The organism is Gallibacterium anatis DSM 16844 = F 149, assembly GCF_000379785.1.
Lineage (GTDB): Bacteria > Pseudomonadota > Gammaproteobacteria > Enterobacterales > Pasteurellaceae > Gallibacterium > Gallibacterium anatis.
The window spans coordinates 1-17,175 of record NZ_KB903712.1 but is presented as its reverse complement, the minus strand read 5'-3'; the positions used below and the strand labels follow the sequence as shown (position 1 = coordinate 17,175).

The 17,175-nt window shown below is 40.5% G+C and carries 14 protein-coding genes, 1 other RNA gene and 2 pseudogenes; 9 read left to right on the top strand and 8 right to left on the bottom strand.

The annotated features are described in order from the left end of the window. Positions 1-198: pseudogene (locus A3EO_RS0108255) on the bottom strand (IS5/IS1182 family transposase); the annotation flags it as partial. A 130-nt stretch (positions 199-328) separates the two neighbouring features. Beyond that, positions 329-1,486: an iron-containing alcohol dehydrogenase gene (locus tag A3EO_RS0108250; protein WP_018346772.1), complete on the bottom strand. Its 1,158-nt coding sequence runs from the start codon at positions 1,484-1,486 to the stop codon at positions 329-331. 361 nt (positions 1,487-1,847) lie between these two features. Here A3EO_RS0108250 and A3EO_RS0108245 point away from each other — a divergent pair, with 361 nt between their 5' ends. After that, positions 1,848-3,506: a SulP family inorganic anion transporter gene (locus tag A3EO_RS0108245; RefSeq protein WP_018346771.1), complete on the top strand. Its 1,659-nt coding sequence runs from the start codon at positions 1,848-1,850 to the stop codon at positions 3,504-3,506. 46 nt (positions 3,507-3,552) lie between these two features. Continuing rightward, positions 3,553-5,937, top strand: a complete 2,385-nt coding sequence (gene mrcB, locus A3EO_RS0108240; RefSeq protein ID WP_018346770.1) for a penicillin-binding protein 1B — start codon at positions 3,553-3,555, stop codon at positions 5,935-5,937. A gap of 30 nt (positions 5,938-5,967) precedes the next feature. Here mrcB and mepM read toward each other — a convergent pair whose 3' ends face one another. Continuing rightward, positions 5,968-7,428, bottom strand: a complete 1,461-nt coding sequence (gene mepM, locus A3EO_RS0108235) for a murein DD-endopeptidase MepM (RefSeq protein WP_026211062.1) — start codon at positions 7,426-7,428, stop codon at positions 5,968-5,970. Positions 7,429-7,623: 195 nt separating this feature from the next. Between mepM and znuC the strand changes: the two genes are divergently transcribed. From znuC to A3EO_RS0108215, 4 genes are read left to right on the top strand one after another with little or no spacing between them, the layout of a single operon-like run. Further along, the gene (gene znuC, locus A3EO_RS0108230) at positions 7,624-8,409 is read left to right on the top strand and encodes a zinc ABC transporter ATP-binding protein ZnuC (RefSeq protein ID WP_018346768.1); all 786 of its coding nucleotides are present in this window, start codon (positions 7,624-7,626) and stop codon (positions 8,407-8,409) included. A gap of 8 nt (positions 8,410-8,417) precedes the next feature. After that, the gene (gene znuB / locus A3EO_RS0108225; RefSeq protein WP_018346767.1) at positions 8,418-9,203 is read left to right on the top strand and encodes a zinc ABC transporter permease subunit ZnuB; all 786 of its coding nucleotides are present in this window, start codon (positions 8,418-8,420) and stop codon (positions 9,201-9,203) included. Positions 9,204-9,205: 2 nt separating this feature from the next. Beyond that, entirely contained in the window at positions 9,206-9,622 is a 417-nt protein-coding gene (locus A3EO_RS0108220; RefSeq protein ID WP_013747192.1) for a group III truncated hemoglobin, read from the top strand. A 2-nt stretch (positions 9,623-9,624) separates the two neighbouring features. After that, positions 9,625-10,176: a DNA-3-methyladenine glycosylase I gene (locus A3EO_RS0108215; protein ID WP_018346766.1), complete on the top strand. Its 552-nt coding sequence runs from the start codon at positions 9,625-9,627 to the stop codon at positions 10,174-10,176. Between the two features lie 212 nt (positions 10,177-10,388). On the opposite strand, the pseudogene A3EO_RS13620 reads toward A3EO_RS0108215, so the two are convergent. The 4 genes and pseudogenes from A3EO_RS13620 to guaB form a co-directional block, all read right to left on the bottom strand. Beyond that, positions 10,389-10,724, bottom strand: a pseudogene (locus A3EO_RS13620) (tape measure protein); the annotation flags it as partial. A 307-nt stretch (positions 10,725-11,031) separates the two neighbouring features. Further along, a complete protein-coding gene (guaA, locus tag A3EO_RS0108200; RefSeq protein WP_018346763.1) occupies positions 11,032-12,591 on the bottom strand; it encodes a glutamine-hydrolyzing GMP synthase in 1,560 nt (519 codons plus the stop codon). Positions 12,592-12,616: 25 nt separating this feature from the next. After that, positions 12,617-13,288 (bottom strand): HAD family hydrolase, encoded by a 672-nt coding sequence (locus A3EO_RS0108195; protein ID WP_013747182.1) that lies wholly within the window; start codon positions 13,286-13,288, stop codon positions 12,617-12,619. Positions 13,289-13,448: 160 nt separating this feature from the next. Then, complete coding sequence (guaB, locus tag A3EO_RS0108190; protein WP_026211060.1) at positions 13,449-14,918, bottom strand: IMP dehydrogenase; 1,470 nt, start codon at positions 14,916-14,918, stop codon at positions 13,449-13,451. A gap of 200 nt (positions 14,919-15,118) precedes the next feature. On the opposite strand from guaB, the gene A3EO_RS0108185 reads away from it, so the two are divergent. The 3 genes from A3EO_RS0108185 to A3EO_RS0108180 all read left to right on the top strand — a co-directional run bounded on the left by A3EO_RS0108185 (position 15,119) and on the right by A3EO_RS0108180 (position 17,053). After that, positions 15,119-16,012 carry a Dyp-type peroxidase gene (locus A3EO_RS0108185; protein WP_013747184.1) on the top strand — a complete coding sequence of 298 codons (894 nt, stop codon included), beginning with the start codon at positions 15,119-15,121 and terminating at the stop codon, positions 16,010-16,012. 81 nt (positions 16,013-16,093) lie between these two features. Next, positions 16,094-16,460: a transfer-messenger RNA gene (gene ssrA / locus A3EO_RS13170) on the top strand. 200 nt (positions 16,461-16,660) lie between these two features. Continuing rightward, positions 16,661-17,053, top strand: coding sequence for an integrase arm-type DNA-binding domain-containing protein (locus A3EO_RS0108180; protein WP_018346762.1), 393 nt, complete (start codon positions 16,661-16,663; stop codon positions 17,051-17,053). Here A3EO_RS0108180 and A3EO_RS13165 read toward each other — a convergent pair. Beyond that, positions 16,972-17,148 (bottom strand): integrase core domain-containing protein, encoded by a 177-nt coding sequence (locus tag A3EO_RS13165; protein ID WP_080638284.1) that lies wholly within the window; start codon positions 17,146-17,148, stop codon positions 16,972-16,974. The genes A3EO_RS0108180 and A3EO_RS13165 overlap by 82 nt on opposite strands. Positions 17,149-17,175 lie beyond the last annotated feature (27 nt).

Below are 17,175 nucleotides of genomic sequence, written 5' to 3'. Positions count from 1 at the left end.
TAACATGATTTTGAACAAGCGAACTGGGTCAACTGCGGGGCGACCGTTGTCATGGCAATAGAGATGAGCAACTTCATCACGAATGAAGTCAAAATCGATGGCTTTCGCGACTTTACGGACAAGGTGGTCTTTTGGAACGAGTTGTTCGAGACTTATCATCTCGATTTCATATTGGAGTGAGGGTGTATTTTTGAGCATAGGCATTTCCTTTTTTCGATATGCCTATTAGATCAAACCTCTAGAGGTATGTCTAGAGGTTTGTCAGCAGTCTGAGGCATCTGTTAATCAGCAGATGCCTTTTTTCACTTCACTTTATTGCCAATAGAGGTTATTCCCCTTCATAAGCACGACGATAAATTTCAACCACTTGCGCTTTGGTCGCTTTGCGTGGATTGGTTAAACAACAAACGTCTTTTTGTGCGTTTTCAGCCATAATTTCAAAATCTTCCGGTTTCACACCAAGAACTTTAAGATTTGCAGGAATTCCGATTTGACGATTAATCAATTTAATCGCATCAATACAGGCTTGTGCTGCATCAGTAGTGGTCATATTTGAAGTGTTGATCCCCATTGCTTCTGCAATATTACGGAAACGGTTCATATTACCGATAATGTTAAACTCTTCAACATACGGTAATAAAATCGCATTACAAACACCGTGAGGAAGATTGTAATAACCACCAAGTTGGTGCGCCATTGCGTGAACATAACCAAGAGAAGCATTATTAAAAGCAATACCGGCAAGATATTGTGCATATGCCATTTTATCACGTGCGTGCATATAATCGCCGTTTGCTACCGCTTTCGGCAAATAGCGATAAATCATTTCAATTGCTTTTAATGCCGCCGCATCTGTTAATGGGTTGGCCGCAGAAGAAACATAAGCTTCGATAGCGTGAGTCAATGCATCCATACCGGTTGCAGCGGTGAGTGATGGTGGCATACCTTTCATTAATTCAGGGTCATTAACCGCAACTTTTGGTGTCACACGCCAGTCAACAATGGCCATTTTAACGTGGCGAGAGGTGTCGGTAATAATACAGAAACGAGTAATTTCAGATGCTGTACCGGCAGTAGTATTAATCGCCAAGAGCGGCATAATATCCTTAGTGGCTTTATCAATACCTTCATAATCGTGAATGCGTCCGCCATTGGAAGCAACAAGGGCAATCCCCTTAGCACAGTCGTGAGATGAACCACCACCAAGAGAAATTATGCCTTCACAGTCGTGATGTTTGAAGAATTCAACACCGGCTTCAACATTTTTATCGGTAGGGTTAGGCTCTGCGCCATCAAAAACAACAGCTTTAATGTTACTTTTTGCCAAAATATCCACTACTTGATCCGCCATACCGGATTTGGCAAGGAATTTGTCTGTTACAATCATTACTGAATGAGCGTCAAGCGAAAGCATTAGATGACCAACCTCATTCACAGCGCCTTCACCGAAAACATTACGAGTAGGTAGAAAATAATAAGTAGACATAGATACAAACCTCCTTAGTTTGTCGTAACAATAAATACGTATCGAGAGTACGTTTCATTTTCCGCTTACTTAAAAATTACTTTACGCTAAGAAATAATTAACACATTCTTAACGAAGAATTATTTTACTCCTCACAATGAGTGATAACCAGTACTTTTTATATTCAAAACGCTGTCTTGTGCGTCAACAAAGCCAAATAGCTAGCCATATTCGTGCAGCAGTTTTTCTATTTTTGCAATAATTAAGGATACATAGCTTTAAAATCGTTTCATTTTATCCTATCAATTTTCCGCTAATTTATTTGAGAAAGATCCGCTCTGCCTTATAATAACAACTCATTTTTTCCTTTTAAACTTCACTTATGTTTGCAATTCAAGAGGCCTACAAAGCCGGGCTGTTACAAAAAAAATATTGGCTTAACAATTTAATTGCCGGCGTCATCGTCGGTGTTGTTGCACTTCCTTTAGCAATGGCATTTGCGATTGCTTCCGGCGTAAAACCTGAACAAGGTATCTATACTTCCATTATTGCTGGTTTAGCAGTCTCTCTTTTCGGTGGTAGTCGGTTACAAATTGCCGGGCCAACAGGAGCATTCATCGTTGTATTGTCCGGCATCACCGCACAATACGGCATTGAAGGATTACAGATCGCAACCTTAATGGCAGGAATCATCCTGTTTGCACTCGGTATCAGCAAAATGGGGGCAATTATCAAATTTATCCCCGCTCCGGTCATTGTCGGTTTTACTGCCGGTATCGGGGTCATCATTTGGGTGGGACAATGGCGCAACTTTTTTGGTTTACCGGCAATCCAAGGTGCGCATTTTCACCAACAAGTTTGGCAACTGATCCAAGTTTTTCCTCAATTACATCTTGCGACCACTGCATTAGCTATCTCTGCATTATTGTTGGTTCTTTACGCACCTAAAGTGAAATATCTGCATCGTATACCCGGCCCACTAATTGCTTTAGTTGTTATTACTGTGGTTCAGCAATTCGCTCAATTTGAAGGTGTTGCCACCATCGGATCCGTTTTCGGGGGTATTCCGCAAGGGTTGCCGGAATTTAAACTGCCGCGTTTGGAATGGACACAAATGATGACCTTAATCGGTCCGGCGTTTACCATTGCAATGTTGGGAGCTATTGAGTCACTGCTCTCCGCAGTGGTTGCCGATGGGATGTCAGGAACGAAACATCACTCCAATCAAGAATTGATCGGGCAAGGCATCGCTAATATATTAGCCCCGTTATTCGGCGGTTTTGCCGCAACCGGTGCGATTGCACGTACCGCAACCAATATCCGTAACGGAGGCAACAGCCCTCTCGCCGGCATTATTCACGCAATCACTTTAGTGATTATTCTGGTTGTTCTCGCACCGCTCGCTTCCAACATTCCACTGGCTGCATTGGCTGCGATTCTGTTTGTGGTCGCTTGGAATATGAGCGATGTCAGACGCTTTATTAATATGATCAAACGTGCACCTCGTGCCGATGTGGTGATTTTACTGATAACCTTCTTTTTAACTGTTTTTGCTGATTTGGTGATTGCCGTGAATATTGGCGTTATTTTAGCCACACTCTATTTCTTGAAACGTATGGCTGCAAGCGTTGAGGTGTCGCCGAACAGCGCGCATCAAATTAATCAGGAATTGGGTCGTCAGGGAGAAAAAGAAGGATTACCGGAATCAGCACTAGTGTTTGCTTTAGAAGGTCCTTTTTTCTTCGGTGCAGTTGAAAATTTTGAGCGTGCTTTAGCCGGCACCAATACCGATGCCAGATTTTTGATTATTCGCCTAAAATGGGTTCCTTTTATTGATATGACCGGTATTCAAGCGCTGGAAGATGTTATTAATTCGTTACAAAAACGCAATGTTATCGTTCTGCTTTCCGGTGCCAATAAGCGCGTGGATCGTGAATTGCGAAAATCCGGAATATTAAATTTAATCGGTGAATCTCGATACTTTGCTCATTTTGAACAAGCACTGGAACACGTTATTGAATTAGATCAACAGGCTCACTAAACTTATAGTGCTCGATGTGATCCATATATGTAGTAAAAGATAGAAAATGACAGAACAAGCACCCAAACAACAGGCAAAGCCTAAGAAAAAGAACTCTAAACTGAAACAGCGCTTTCTCGCTTTTTCGATAAAACTCGGCATCACTGCCCTTTGTATGGGTAGCTTTTATGCTATTTATCTCGATGGCAAAATTCGTTCTAAAATGGACGGGCAAATTTGGCAACTTCCTGCTGAAGTGTATAGCCAAATTCCAACAGTGCAACAGCCGGAACATCCTTCATTAACTGAAGTAAAACAGCTACTGATTGATAACGGTTACCGTCAAACTTCTCTGCTTGCCGCTCCGGGTGATTTCAGAATTGATGACGATGACACGTTGGTGTTGATTCGCCGCGCCTTCCCTTTCCCGGATATTGCCGAACCGCAGCGTGTTTTGCGCTTACGATTCCAACAGCAACAACTTAATGTCATTGAAGATTTGGTGGCACGAAAAGCAGTCAATGAATTTCGCTTATCACCAAAACTGATTGCAATGTTGAATTCCGATGATGAAGAGCGTTTAGCGATTCCTTTGCAGCAATACCCGCGATTTTTGATTGATACCTTGATTTTAACCGAAGATCGCAACTTTTTTACTCACGATGGCGTCAGTTTTATTGGGATTGCCCGCGCCTTAATCAATAATTTAAAAGCAGGCCATACCGTTCAAGGTGGAAGTACATTAACACAACAGCTTGTTAAAAACCTCTTTTTAAGTAATGAACGTACCCTAAGCCGCAAAGCGAATGAAATCATTATGGCATTAATGCTGGATTGGCATTATGACAAAAACCGCATTTTGGAAACCTATCTGAATGAAATCTATTTGGGACAAAGCGGTGATACGCAAATTCACGGTTTCGCCCTCGCCAGTCAATTCTATTTCGGTCGTCCGATTCAAGAAATCAGTTTAGACCAAATTGCGCTGCTGGTAGGAATGGTCAAAGGCCCTTCACTTTATAACCCGTGGCGCAATCCTGAAAATGCAACCAAACGGCGCAATGTGGTATTACAAATGATGCTGGAGCATAACATTATCGATCAATCTTTGTATCAGATGTTAAGCCAGCGTCCATTGGGTGTCCAAAGCCAACGCCCGGTGCAACAGGCTCAACCCGGTTTTATGCAAGCGGTTCGACACGAATTAACCGATCTGCTCGGCAATAAAAAGCTCAATTTTTTATCCGGTGCGAGAATTTTCACTACGCTTGATCCTAAATTGCAGGCACAAGCGGAAAACGCCATTATCAGTGCAGCAACTGCCTTGAAGTTACGCCATAAAATTCCGGATTTAGAGGCAGCAATGATCATTGCCAATTATCATACCGGTGAAATTCAAGCTTTAGTGGCAGGAACAAATGTGCAATATGCCGGTTTTAACCGTGTTCTGTCTGCAAGGCGACAAATCGGTTCTTTAGTGAAACCGTCCGTTTATTTAACGGCGTTGTCCTATCCGGAGCGTTTTGCCTTGAATACCCCGATTAAAAACCAACCTATCAGTATTCCGTTACGTGGACAACCGGCGTGGCAACCGCGCAATTACGATCGCAAATATAGCGGTTCCGTCACTTTATTGAATGCCTTGGTTCGTTCTTTAAACATCCCGACAGTAAATATCGGAATGGCAGTAGGGCTGGATAATATTATTCGTAATCAAAAAAGTATGGGCTGGGATCAGGTCAAAATTCCACGTGTGCCGTCAATGTTGCTCGGCTCTTACTCTATTTCACCCTATGATGTGACCAAACTTTATCAGGTGATCGCCAATAAAGGCGCGAAAGTGCCATTAACCACTATTCGTCACATTGTCGAGCGTGACGGTCACCAATTTTATCAACATCAAACCAATCCGGAACAGGTCGTTGCTGAAGAGGCTGCTATCGAAACACTGTTTGCTATGCAACAGGTTGTCGATCGCGGTACGGCACGTTCGCTGCAAGCCGATTTCGGCAAGCTGCATCTTGCCGGCAAAACCGGTACCACCAATGATGGCCGTGACACTTGGTTTGTCGGCATTGACGGCAATAATGTCACCACTGTCTGGGCAGGGTTGGATAACAACCGCAAAACAAAATTAACCGGTGCTTCCGGTGCGTTGCAAATTTACAAAGCATTATTGCCTACTATTTCGGTGAAACCTTTCAAACTGCCGCATACCGACACCTTAAAATGGGTAAGAGTTGATAGTCACGGCAGTTGGAGCTGTGACAGTGGAATGGAAATTCCGGTTTGGACTGCACATAATCCTTGCGCAGTACAACCGCAAATTTCAGCGCCTGCACCAAGCGTTTGGGATGCGCTGCAATTAAACGAATCTTCCGATGAAGCAACAGATGATGATACGCCGGATAATAACCAAGTGCCGGTAGAAGAAGCTGTTCCTGTGCATTAAAAATACCAGCCTGATGGCTGGTATTTTCTCTTACATTTTCAATTTATCCTGAACCACTCTCGCTTGTCGTAAGAAGCGTTGGCGTTCTTTACTTGCCATCGTATTATTCATACCCGGCAATTTCACTTTCATAGGATTAACCGCCACCCCATTAATATGAAATTCATAGTGTAAATGCGGTCCGGTTGAACGCCCGGTGTTCCCTGATAATGCGATACGTTGCCCTTTCTTCACAGATTGCCCCGGTTTAACTAATGGACGGCTTAGATGCATATAAACGGTTTGATATTCTCGACCGTGTCGCAACATTACATAACGTCCTGCACCGCCTGCCTGATAAGAGACTTTCACCACTACGCCATCTGCTGGCGCAATAATTGGTGTACCAATCGGCATTGAGAAATCAACACCTTTATGCGGCGCAATTCGCCCTGTTACCGGATTTTTCCGGCGAGGATTGAAATGCGAAGAAATGCGATGTTGACGTTGGGTCGGATAACGTGAAAAGCCTTTACCCAACGTTTCCCCGTGATTATTGTAATAACGTCCGTTTTCCGCCTGAATCGCATAATAACTCTTGCCTCGACTGATAATATGAATTCCCATCACATTACCTTGACCGGTTAATTTATTATTCAGATACTCACGATTGACCAAAATAGCGTAACGATCGCCTTTTTGTAATTTAGTTAAACTAATTTGCCACTGTAAGGCATTAATCAACTGATAAATTTGTTTAGAATCTAAACCGTTTGCACGCAAATGGCTATACAAATTACCTTCAATGTCCCCTTTCAGCACTTCCTCTTTCCAGATACTTTGCTTTTGGATAATTTGCATCGTAAAGCGACCATCCGTCTGGCGTTCATAAACACGTTCCTCTTTTCGAGAAACCAACCAGTTTAAATATTGCAAATCACCGTCTTTTGACAAAATCCAATAAAGCTGTTGCCCTGTTTGTAATTTTTTCAACGTCGGATCCAATTGATACAACTCATTCACGGTATCAATCTCTAAACCGCTTGACCCCAATATATCAGCCAATGTATCACCATCTGCAACAGTCGCACCGAATTGATTGGTGATACTGAGCGCCTGTCCGGCAGCATTGAGCAATTCACTCAATGCATCTTTCGCATCTTGCGGTAATTCATCGTCACTAAAAATAGTGTCATCCGATAACTGATCATCAAAATTTTCATCGCTGTCTGTCGCATTAGTATCATTACTCGCTGTAGTCTGATCGCTTTCTGTTTGATCACGCTCACTTTTTTGCGCCTCTGATTGCGCTTTATTTTGATCATCAGTGCTCGATGTTTTAGTTTCAACCATTTCGACAGGCGCTTGCTTATCCGCACCGCTCATCGGTTTAGTTTGGTGTAATAAAAAATAAAGTATTGATGTAAAACAGAGAATCGCAATACCGGCAAGCACCGTTCTAATTATTATTTTTCGCTTTAAACGATCTCTGGCTAATTTAATATGCTGCATTTTAATTAACTCAAATGACTCACTCACACAATCTCTTAAGAATTCAAATAAGACATAATATTAACGGAAAAATTCCCTCTTTTTAGTAACATATTTCATTAAATGCATAAATCTTAAACATTATCTAAAAATTTATTTGATCCCCTACCAGATTTGCATAAAATACAGACCGATTTTTAAAAAGGTATCATCATTATGCACGTTTCACAGCCACCTTTGATTGAATTAAAAAATATTTCGGTTCAGTTTAATAACAAAATGGTATTGCAGGATGTTTCGTTATCTATTCAGCCACGATCCATCACGACAATCGTTGGTCCGAACGGTGGCGGAAAATCAACTTTGCTCAAAGTATTATTAAGGTTGATCGTGCCTAAAAGCGGCTCTGTTCATTATGCTGCCAATACCAAAATCGGCTATGTGCCACAAAAAATACATCTGGATAACTCATTTCCGATTACAGTAAAAAAATTTCTTGCGCTTAAGCCAAAAACAACAAAACAGGATATTGAAAAAGTGCTGCAACTGCTCTCTATCACACATTTAGCGGAACAAAGTATGCAAAAATTATCCGGCGGAGAGATGCAACGTGTTCTCTTGGCGCGAGCTATCTTAAATAAACCCAATTTATTGGTATTGGATGAGCCCACTCAAGGCGTTGATGTTGTTGGGCAAAATGAGCTTTATCAGTTAATCAATCAAATGCGGGAACGATTCGATTGTGCGGTGCTTATGGTTTCTCACGATCTGCATTTAGTGATGGCAAAAACCGATCACGTGCTTTGTATTAATCATCACATCTGTTGTGAAGGCGCGCCGGACTCCATCAGTGCACACCCGAATTTCATTGACTTTTTTAATAATCAGCATGAACAGAATGTTGCCATTTATACGCATCATCATAATCATAAACACAATCTACACGGTGATGTCTGCTGTTCCGGCGAACATCATTCTGCTGATTGCCAACATCAACATTAAGGCCCATTATGTTTGAGATTATTTTCCCTGCTTGGATCACCGGCATTGTTTTATCTTTAATCACCGCACCGCTCGGTGCTTTTGTTGTTTGGCGTAAGATGGCTTATTTTGGTGATACCCTGTCACATTCTGCTCTGCTCGGTATTGCTCTAGGTATCGTCTTTGATCTTAATCCTTATATCGCTATTCTTTTGCTGATTATTTTATTAGCTCTTATTCTGGTTTGGTTGGAAAACAACACCCATTTTGCGGCTGATACCCTGCTCGGCATTATTGCGCACACTTCCCTTTCCTTAGGTGTTGTCACTATTGGCTTAATTGGCGGCGTCAGGGTTGATTTGATGAATTATCTGTTCGGCGATCTGCTTGCCATTACTTATCAAGATTTACTCTGGATAGGTATTGGCGTTATTTTAGTATTGAGTATTCTATGTTACTTCTGGCAAGCATTGATTTCTGCCACAGTAAATCCGGAATTAGCACAAATTGAAGGGGTTGATGTCAAAAAAGGACGCATTGTGTTAATGTTGCTGACCGCCATCACGATTGCATTAAGTATGAAATTTGTCGGTGCATTAATCATTACCTCCTTGCTAATCATCCCTGCCGCCACCGCACGCCGTTTTTCACGCACACCGGAAAGTATGGCGATAATTGCGGTAATCATCAGTATGATTTCCGTGACAGGAGGATTACTCCTCTCCGCATTTTATGATACGGCAGCCGGTCCCTCTGTGGTAATTTGTTCTGCTTTGCTATTTATTTTGTCACTATTCAAAAAACAACAGGAGTAGCTATGAGCAAACTGTTAGAAGACCGTAATGATATCGAACTGTTGGTTAACCGTTTTTATGATTCACTGTTAGCTGATGACAGAATTGGATATATGTTCGCCCATCTACGCGGAAAACATTGGCAAGCTCATTTAGAAAAAATGTATCGCTTTTGGGAAAGTAATATTTTTGATATGGAGAGTTATCAAGGAAATCCAATGTTGGCTCATATCAAAATCCACAACCGCCAGCCAATGAGCGAAGAGATGTTCGCAATCTGGTTATCCCACTGGCAAAATACGGTAAATCAACTCTTCCACGGCGAAAAAGCAGAGAAAGCCCTGTTTAGAGCGGCGACAATTAAAGATTTAATGCAACAGCGCGTACTCACTGATGAGCTGCCAATGTTTATGCAGAAAATCCGACCAACCCGAGGTTAATAATGAGCTATTGCGATTATGTTAATCAATTAGCGGAAGATGAAGATCCATTTAATAAATCATATCACGATCATCGTTACGGTTTTCCAATTGAAGATGATAATGAACTGTTTGCACGTTTAGTGATGGAAATTAATCAAGCAGGGCTTAGTTGGACATTGATCTTAAAGAAAGAACAGGGATTTCGACTTGCTTATGACCAATTCAATATCGCAAAAGTGGCTAACTATAATGATGAAGATCGCCAACGTTTATTGAATAATCCGGACATTATTCGCAATCGTCTTAAAATTAATGCCGCTATTTATAATGCCAAACAGATCTTACAACTACAGCAACAATTCGGTTCATTTAAAGCGTGGCTCGATCACCACTATCCCCAAACGCTGCCCGAATGGGTCAAACTGTTTAAAAAACAGTTTAAATTCGTTGGCGGCGAAATTGTTAATGAATTCCTGATGAGCACAGGTTACTTACCGAACGCTCACGATAAAACCTGCCCAATTTATCAAAAAATTCTACAAACGAATGTGAAATGGAAAACGTCATCTTGAATGAGTTTGATGTTGCTCGCTATATCAGATTTAATCTAACACATCACCATAAAAAGTAAGTGTTTCCCGTTTAGAATATAAAATACCAAATTTAATCTAAACAAAAGAGGAAATGCTTATGTTTTATGTTCACAATCTACTCATTAAACATAAGACCGGCCTACTAAATTTAGCGACAGAATGAGAAAGTATTTCTCAAGCTTGTAAGACCATATATTCGTGAATGCCTGAGAAATTGTCATAACACGCTTCTCAAAATCACTATCCACAGAATCTTTCGCTTTTTTTAATGCCTCAATCACTTTTGGAATCGCCAATTCTCCAGCTTTTCCCATTGCTTTCAATTCTGCGGTAGTAATCCCTAAGCCTTTTACGATTGCGTCAGCAAGCCCCGGCGTTTGTTCCATTACGGAATTGAGTTCCTCTCCTCGCAATTCACCACTTGCCATTGCCTGCCCAAACTGCATTAATGCAGCTTCAGCAGATGCCGCACTTGCCCCTGAAATGGTCACCACTTTTGATACCGTTTCCGTTAGGCGAGCCACCTCCTAGTGTGCCACTTTACTTAGCATTTCTATATTTTCTTCTTTGGCAAGCCATTCAGAAAAATCATACTGTTCATGTTTCCATAGTTCTCTAACGTCAACTTCCTCTAATTTTCCTAACTTCAATTTATTCACCATTCTTTAAATATGTTTCATTAGTCTATTATTTGTTCCATCTCTTTTGCTCTTGTATCATTTTCACGCTACATTTCTAAACTTTCTAATCATTTGCTAAGCGAAATGACACAAAAAGACCGTAACGACTAAGCTACGGTCTAATTTTTTTACTAAAGCTATTTTCGATGAAATTCTATTCCCACTCTATTGTTGCCGGTGGTTTTCCGCTGACATCATAGACCACGCGGGAAATACCATCTACTTCATTAATAATACGGTTGGAAATTTTGCCGAGTAAATCATAAGGCAGATGCGCCCAATGCGCAGTCATAAAATCAATGGTTTCTACTGCACGTAGGGAAACAACCCAATCATATTTACGTCCATCACCCATTACGCCAACGGATTTAACCGGTAAAAAGACAGTAAAGGCTTGGCTTACTTTGTAATACCAATCAGCTTTATAAAGCTCTTCAATAAAAATCGCATCGGCACGGCGGAGTAAATCGCAATATTCTTTTTTGATTTCGCCTAATACGCGTACACCTAAACCCGGTCCCGGGAATGGATGGCGATTCAACATTTCAGCCGGTAAGCCAAGTGCCAAGCCGATTTTACGCACTTCATCTTTAAATAGTTCGCGTAACGGTTCGACTAAGCCAAGTTTCATATAATCCGGTAAACCGCCTACGTTATGGTGAGATTTGATAACGTGAGCTTTTCCGGTTTTGCTGGCAGCGGACTCAATTACATCAGGGTAAATAGTGCCTTGAGCCAACCATTTTACGCTGGTGAGTTTTTTAGATTCATCATCGAAAACATCAACGAACACTTTACCAATGGTTTTTCGTTTTGCTTCCGGATCTTCAATACCTTTTAACGCATTTAAGAAACGATCTTCAGCATCGACACGGATAATATTTAGACCGAATTTATCACCGAACATTTCCATAACTTGATCGGCTTCGTTTAGGCGCAGCAAGCCGTTATCTACGAAAACACAGTGTAAATTTTTGCCAATAGCGCGATGTAATAATAGAGCAGTAACGGAAGAATCCACGCCGCCGGACAACCCTAAAATCACTTCATCATCACCCACTTGTGCTTTAATGCGAGCCACAGCATCCTCAATAATATTTTCAGGCGTCCAGTTACGTTCACAGCCACAAATATCAACAACAAAATTGGTTAGAAGGGCTAATCCGCTTTGTGTATGTGTAACTTCAGGATGGAATTGCACGCCATAAAAATGCCGTTTTTCATCCGACATAGCAGCAATAGGGCAAGTTGGTGTAGAACCGGTTACTTGAAATTCAGGTGGAAGTTTAGTGACTTTATCGCCGTGGCTCATCCAGACATCAAGTTTATGTTCACCGTCATTTAAATCTTTAAATAATGCGGTTTCATTTTTTAACGCAACGGAGGCATAGCCGAATTCGCGGTGATCAGAGCTTTCTGTCAAACCGCCTAACTGCATTGCCATTGTCTGCATTCCGTAGCAGATGCCTAATACAGGCACATTGGCATTGAAAACATATTCAGGTGCACGCGGGCTGTTATCTTCGGTAGTACTTTCAGGACCGCCGGAAAGAATAATACCTGTTGGGTTAAAATCGCGGATCTGTTGTTCCGTGACATCCCAAGCCCATAATTCACAATATACGCCGATTTCACGCACACGGCGGGCGATAAGTTGAGTATATTGTGAACCGAAATCTAAAATTAAAATTTTATGATTATGGATATTGTTCATATTTCTCTCGAGTTTGTTGGATGATTTAGGTTAATAGATTTTGTTGCGTAATCAATTGCAAAATAGCATTCATATCAGGCGCAATGTAATCTGCTTGAGATTGATCAACGATCATTCTTTTTTCTTCATACGCAATAACTGTTAATCCTGCTTTTTTTGCCGCTAAGATTCCATAATAAGAATCTTCAATCGCAATCGCATTTTGTGCAGAAACTTGTAATGTATTTAATGTATATTGATAAATTTCCGGATTAGGCTTACTGGCAGAAAACATTTCACCACTAACAATAAGATCAAAATCTTGCTTAATGCCACAAGTTGACAAGATATTTTCAATATGAGTAAGTGGAGAAGATGATGCCACAGCTAATTTAATATTATTCTGTTTTGCAAAATAAATAATATTTTTTATTTCCTGTCGGAAAATAGAAACGAAATCAACTTGGCTAAATATCTGATGAAAAAAATCACGATATTGTTGTCTGATTTGTTGCAGTGATAAAGACGTTCCACTCAGCTTTTTGATAATTTCCGGAATATCATTTAATGATTTTCCGACAGTTTCTGATTGTTGCTCTAAAGTGATAGGGCGATTATGTTGTTTTAATTTCTCAATAAACTCTTTTTGTAGCATAAATTCGGTATATTCAGTGTCAACAATAACACCATCCATATCAAAAATAATTGCTTTTAACATATTTACCCTAAATAGTTTTATGAATTAAATCATCGGATGAATTTATCTAAAATAGATACAAATCATTCATTGAGTTCTTGTAATCGTTCTCAAAAAAATTAAGAAAAACTAAAGAAAACGGTCAAATTTAAAAAGTGCTAAATTTGACCGTATTGATTTATTATCCCATTCGATAATTCGGTGCTTCTTTAGTAATGGTGACATCGTGAACGTGGCTTTCTTTAATGCCGGCACCACTAATGCGCACAAATTGTGCTTTAGTACGTAATTCATCAATAGTTGCACAACCGGTTAAGCCCATACAAGAACGCAACCCGCCCATTTGTTGGTGGATAATTTCTTTTAAATAACCTTTATAAGCGATGCGGCCTTCTATTCCTTCCGGAACGAGCTTATCCGCGGCGTTATCGGATTGGAAATAACGATCTGATGAACCTTTCGCCATTGCACCAAGAGAACCCATACCACGATAAGATTTAAAGGCACGACCTTGATAAAGTTCAATTTCACCGGGTGCTTCTTCGGTTCCTGCTAGCATTGAACCGACCATCACACAATAAGCACCGGCTGCAATAGCTTTAGCAATATCGCCTGAATAGCGGATACCACCATCTGCAATAACAGGAATACCACGATCTTTTAATGCTTCTGCGGCATCTGCAATAGCGGTAATTTGTGGAACGCCAACACCGGTAACGATACGAGTTGTACAAATGGAACCCGGACCGATACCAATCTTGACCGCATTTGCACCGGCATCAGCTAAAGCAAGTGCGCCTTCAGCGGTAGCAACATTACCGGCAATAATTTGCAAATCAGGATATTTGGCACGAGTTTCACGCACGCGTTGTAATACACCTTCAGAATGACCGTGAGAAGAATCAATTAATAAAACATCAACACCGGCTTTAACCAATGCATCAATGCGTTCTTCATTACCGGCACTTGCGCCAACTGCTGCCCCGACACGTAAACGACCGAATTCATCCTTACAAGCATTCGGTTTCTGTTCAGATTTTTGGTAATCCTTGAGCGTAATCATTCCTTTTAATTTGAACTGATCATTAACAACGAGGATTTTTTCAACACGATGACGATGCATCAATGAGAAAATGTGATCACGATCAAAAGAATCCCCTTCAGTAACGGTTACAAGGCGTTCTTTTGGTGTCATTACTGAAGTAACAGATAGGGATAAGTCAGAAACGAAGCGCGTATCACGACCGGTTACGATACCAAGCAAATCGCCTTCTTCTGTTGTTACCGGATAACCGGCGAATTTATTTTTTTTCGTTAATTCCGCAACTTCCGCTAATGTTGTGGTTGGACGAACGGTAATCGGATCATTCACAATACCGCTTTCAAATTTCTTCACTTTACGTACACGTTCAGCTTGGCGTTCAATACTCATATTTTTATGGATAAAGCCGATACCACCTTCCTGTGCAAGGGCAATCGCCATTTTCGCTTCAGTTACGGTATCCATTGCGGCAGACAGAATAGGAATATTTAAACGGATTTTTTGAGTAAGTTGAGTTGAAAGATTTGCCGTATTTGGTAATACGGTGGAGTGTGCAGGAACAAGAAGAACATCATCGAAAGTGAGGGCTTCTTTAATTACTCTAAGCATTGCAATATCTCTCTTTGTTAAAAGTTAATAAATAAAATGATTGAAAAATATTGCGGCGGCATTATACAGATTTTTTCTTGAAATGAAAATCTCTTTTAACATTTTTAGGCAAACGTTTGCTTAAAAATAATGCCTAAACCTTTTTTCTATTTGCATTATAATAACGTTGAATTATTTTTATTGAAACAATGGGGTTAAGTATGACTGCACAAACTGGCATTTTATTGGAACACTGCAAAGCGGCAATTTTTATTGAAGCAAAGATTACAGATTTTTCAACAGTAGCTCAATCTTGCAAAGATTTAGTCAAAGCAACGGAAGCTTTACAGCAGCAATATCCTGATGCGCGTCTTTACAGCATTGTCGCTTTTGGCAATGATGCTTGGAGAAAGTTATCCAATCAGGCTGATGCCACAGAATTAAAATCTTTTACGCAATTAGGCAAAGGCAATTTAGCAGCACCGGCAACGCAGAATGATCTATTGATTCATATTCTTTCATTGAGAAATGATGTAAATTTTTCTCTTGCACAGCAAGCGTTACAAATTTTTGGCGATGCCATTGAAGTGACAGAAGAAACACACGGTTTTCGTTGGGTAGAAGAACGAGATCTTACCGGCTTTATTGACGGTACTGAAAATCCGGCGGGCGATGAATTGCGTAGATCGATTGGTTTAGTGGCTGACGGCATCGATAAAGATGGCAGTTATGTGTTTACTCAACGTTGGGAACATCAGTTGGATAAATGGGCAAAATTGGATCAACATAAACAAGAACAAGTGATTGGACGAACAAAACCGGACAGTGTCGAACTTGATGATGTGCCGCCGACCTCTCACGTTGGTCGTGTTGATTTAAAAGAAAACGGTAAAGGACTTAAAATTATTCGCCAAAGTTTGCCATACGGTACAGCGAGCGGTAAGCACGGGTTATTTTTTATTGCTTACTGCGGTACATTACACAATATTGAACAACAATTATTAAGTATGTTTGGAGAAACTGACGGTAAAACAGATCGTCTGTTAGGTTTTACGAAACCGGTTACCGGCAGTTACTATTTTGCGCCTTCGTTGGAGCGTTTATTAAATTTGTAGTGTAAAAGTTATTCTGGCGGCAAGTGATTGATAACTTTAACTTTCATTTTTCTCACTTTCTGCTAGAATAGCCGACAATTTGGGGCTGATCTAGGATTCGACGGGATTAGCGAAGCCCAAGGTGCATGTCGAGGTGCGGTAGGCCTCGTAAATAAACCGCAAAACAATAGTCGCAAATGACGAAAACTACGCTTTAGCAGCTTAATAACCTGCGTAAAGCCTTCTCTCCCTAGCTTCCGCTCGTAAGACGGGGATTCAAGAGGAGTCAACTTAAACGAGATCGTGTGGAAGCCGCCGTTTGAGGATCGAAACACTAAATTGAATCAAACTAGCTTAGTTATCGCGTGTCTGTCCGCAGTGATTGAGTGAAATTAAAGACTAGACTAAACATGTAGTGCTGAAGGTAGAGGAATTTCGGACGGGGGTTCAACTCCCCCCAGCTCCACCACTGGTTATATTCATAACATTGCATAGCGTTGCAAGTTATTGAAAAATATAAAAAAGACCATTTTTATTTGTTGCATAGAATTGCATTGATTGCATTTGTTTTCAAGATTGATGTAACGTTGATGTAACTTTTTAAAAAATGGCTTCGCAAAACGTTACATCAATTCTATAAACCCTTATAGGACAAGGATTGATGCAACAATGGCAAAATTTGTTAAACCGTTAACAGAAACAAGAATTAAATTACTTAAACCAAAACAAACGCCGTATTCAGACGGCAATAACCTTTATTTGCACGTTTACAATGCGAATAAGAAAACATTTTTGTTTTGGTATACTGATCCCATATCTAAAAAACGGCTCAAGCGTAAAATTGGCGAACACCCCGATTTATCGCTTGAAGAAGCTAGAGAAACAACAAGACGCTATAACAAACTTATTTCTAAAGGCTTAGATCCGTTCCAGTATTTAGCAGACCAAGCAAAAGAAGAAGAAAAGCAAAAGATTACACTTTATAAATTTGCGCAAATTTGGAAAGATACAAAAATTGGCATAGTAGACAAAATTGTTGCTAAAATTGGCGGTAATCCTTGATTATAGCTATGCGGTCTCACCCTGTTATAGTAAAACACATACTGTTTAATATCTTCCTTGGCTTCATCTAATGAAGAATAACCGCCCTTTAACATCCATTCATATTTAAAACTCCTAAACCA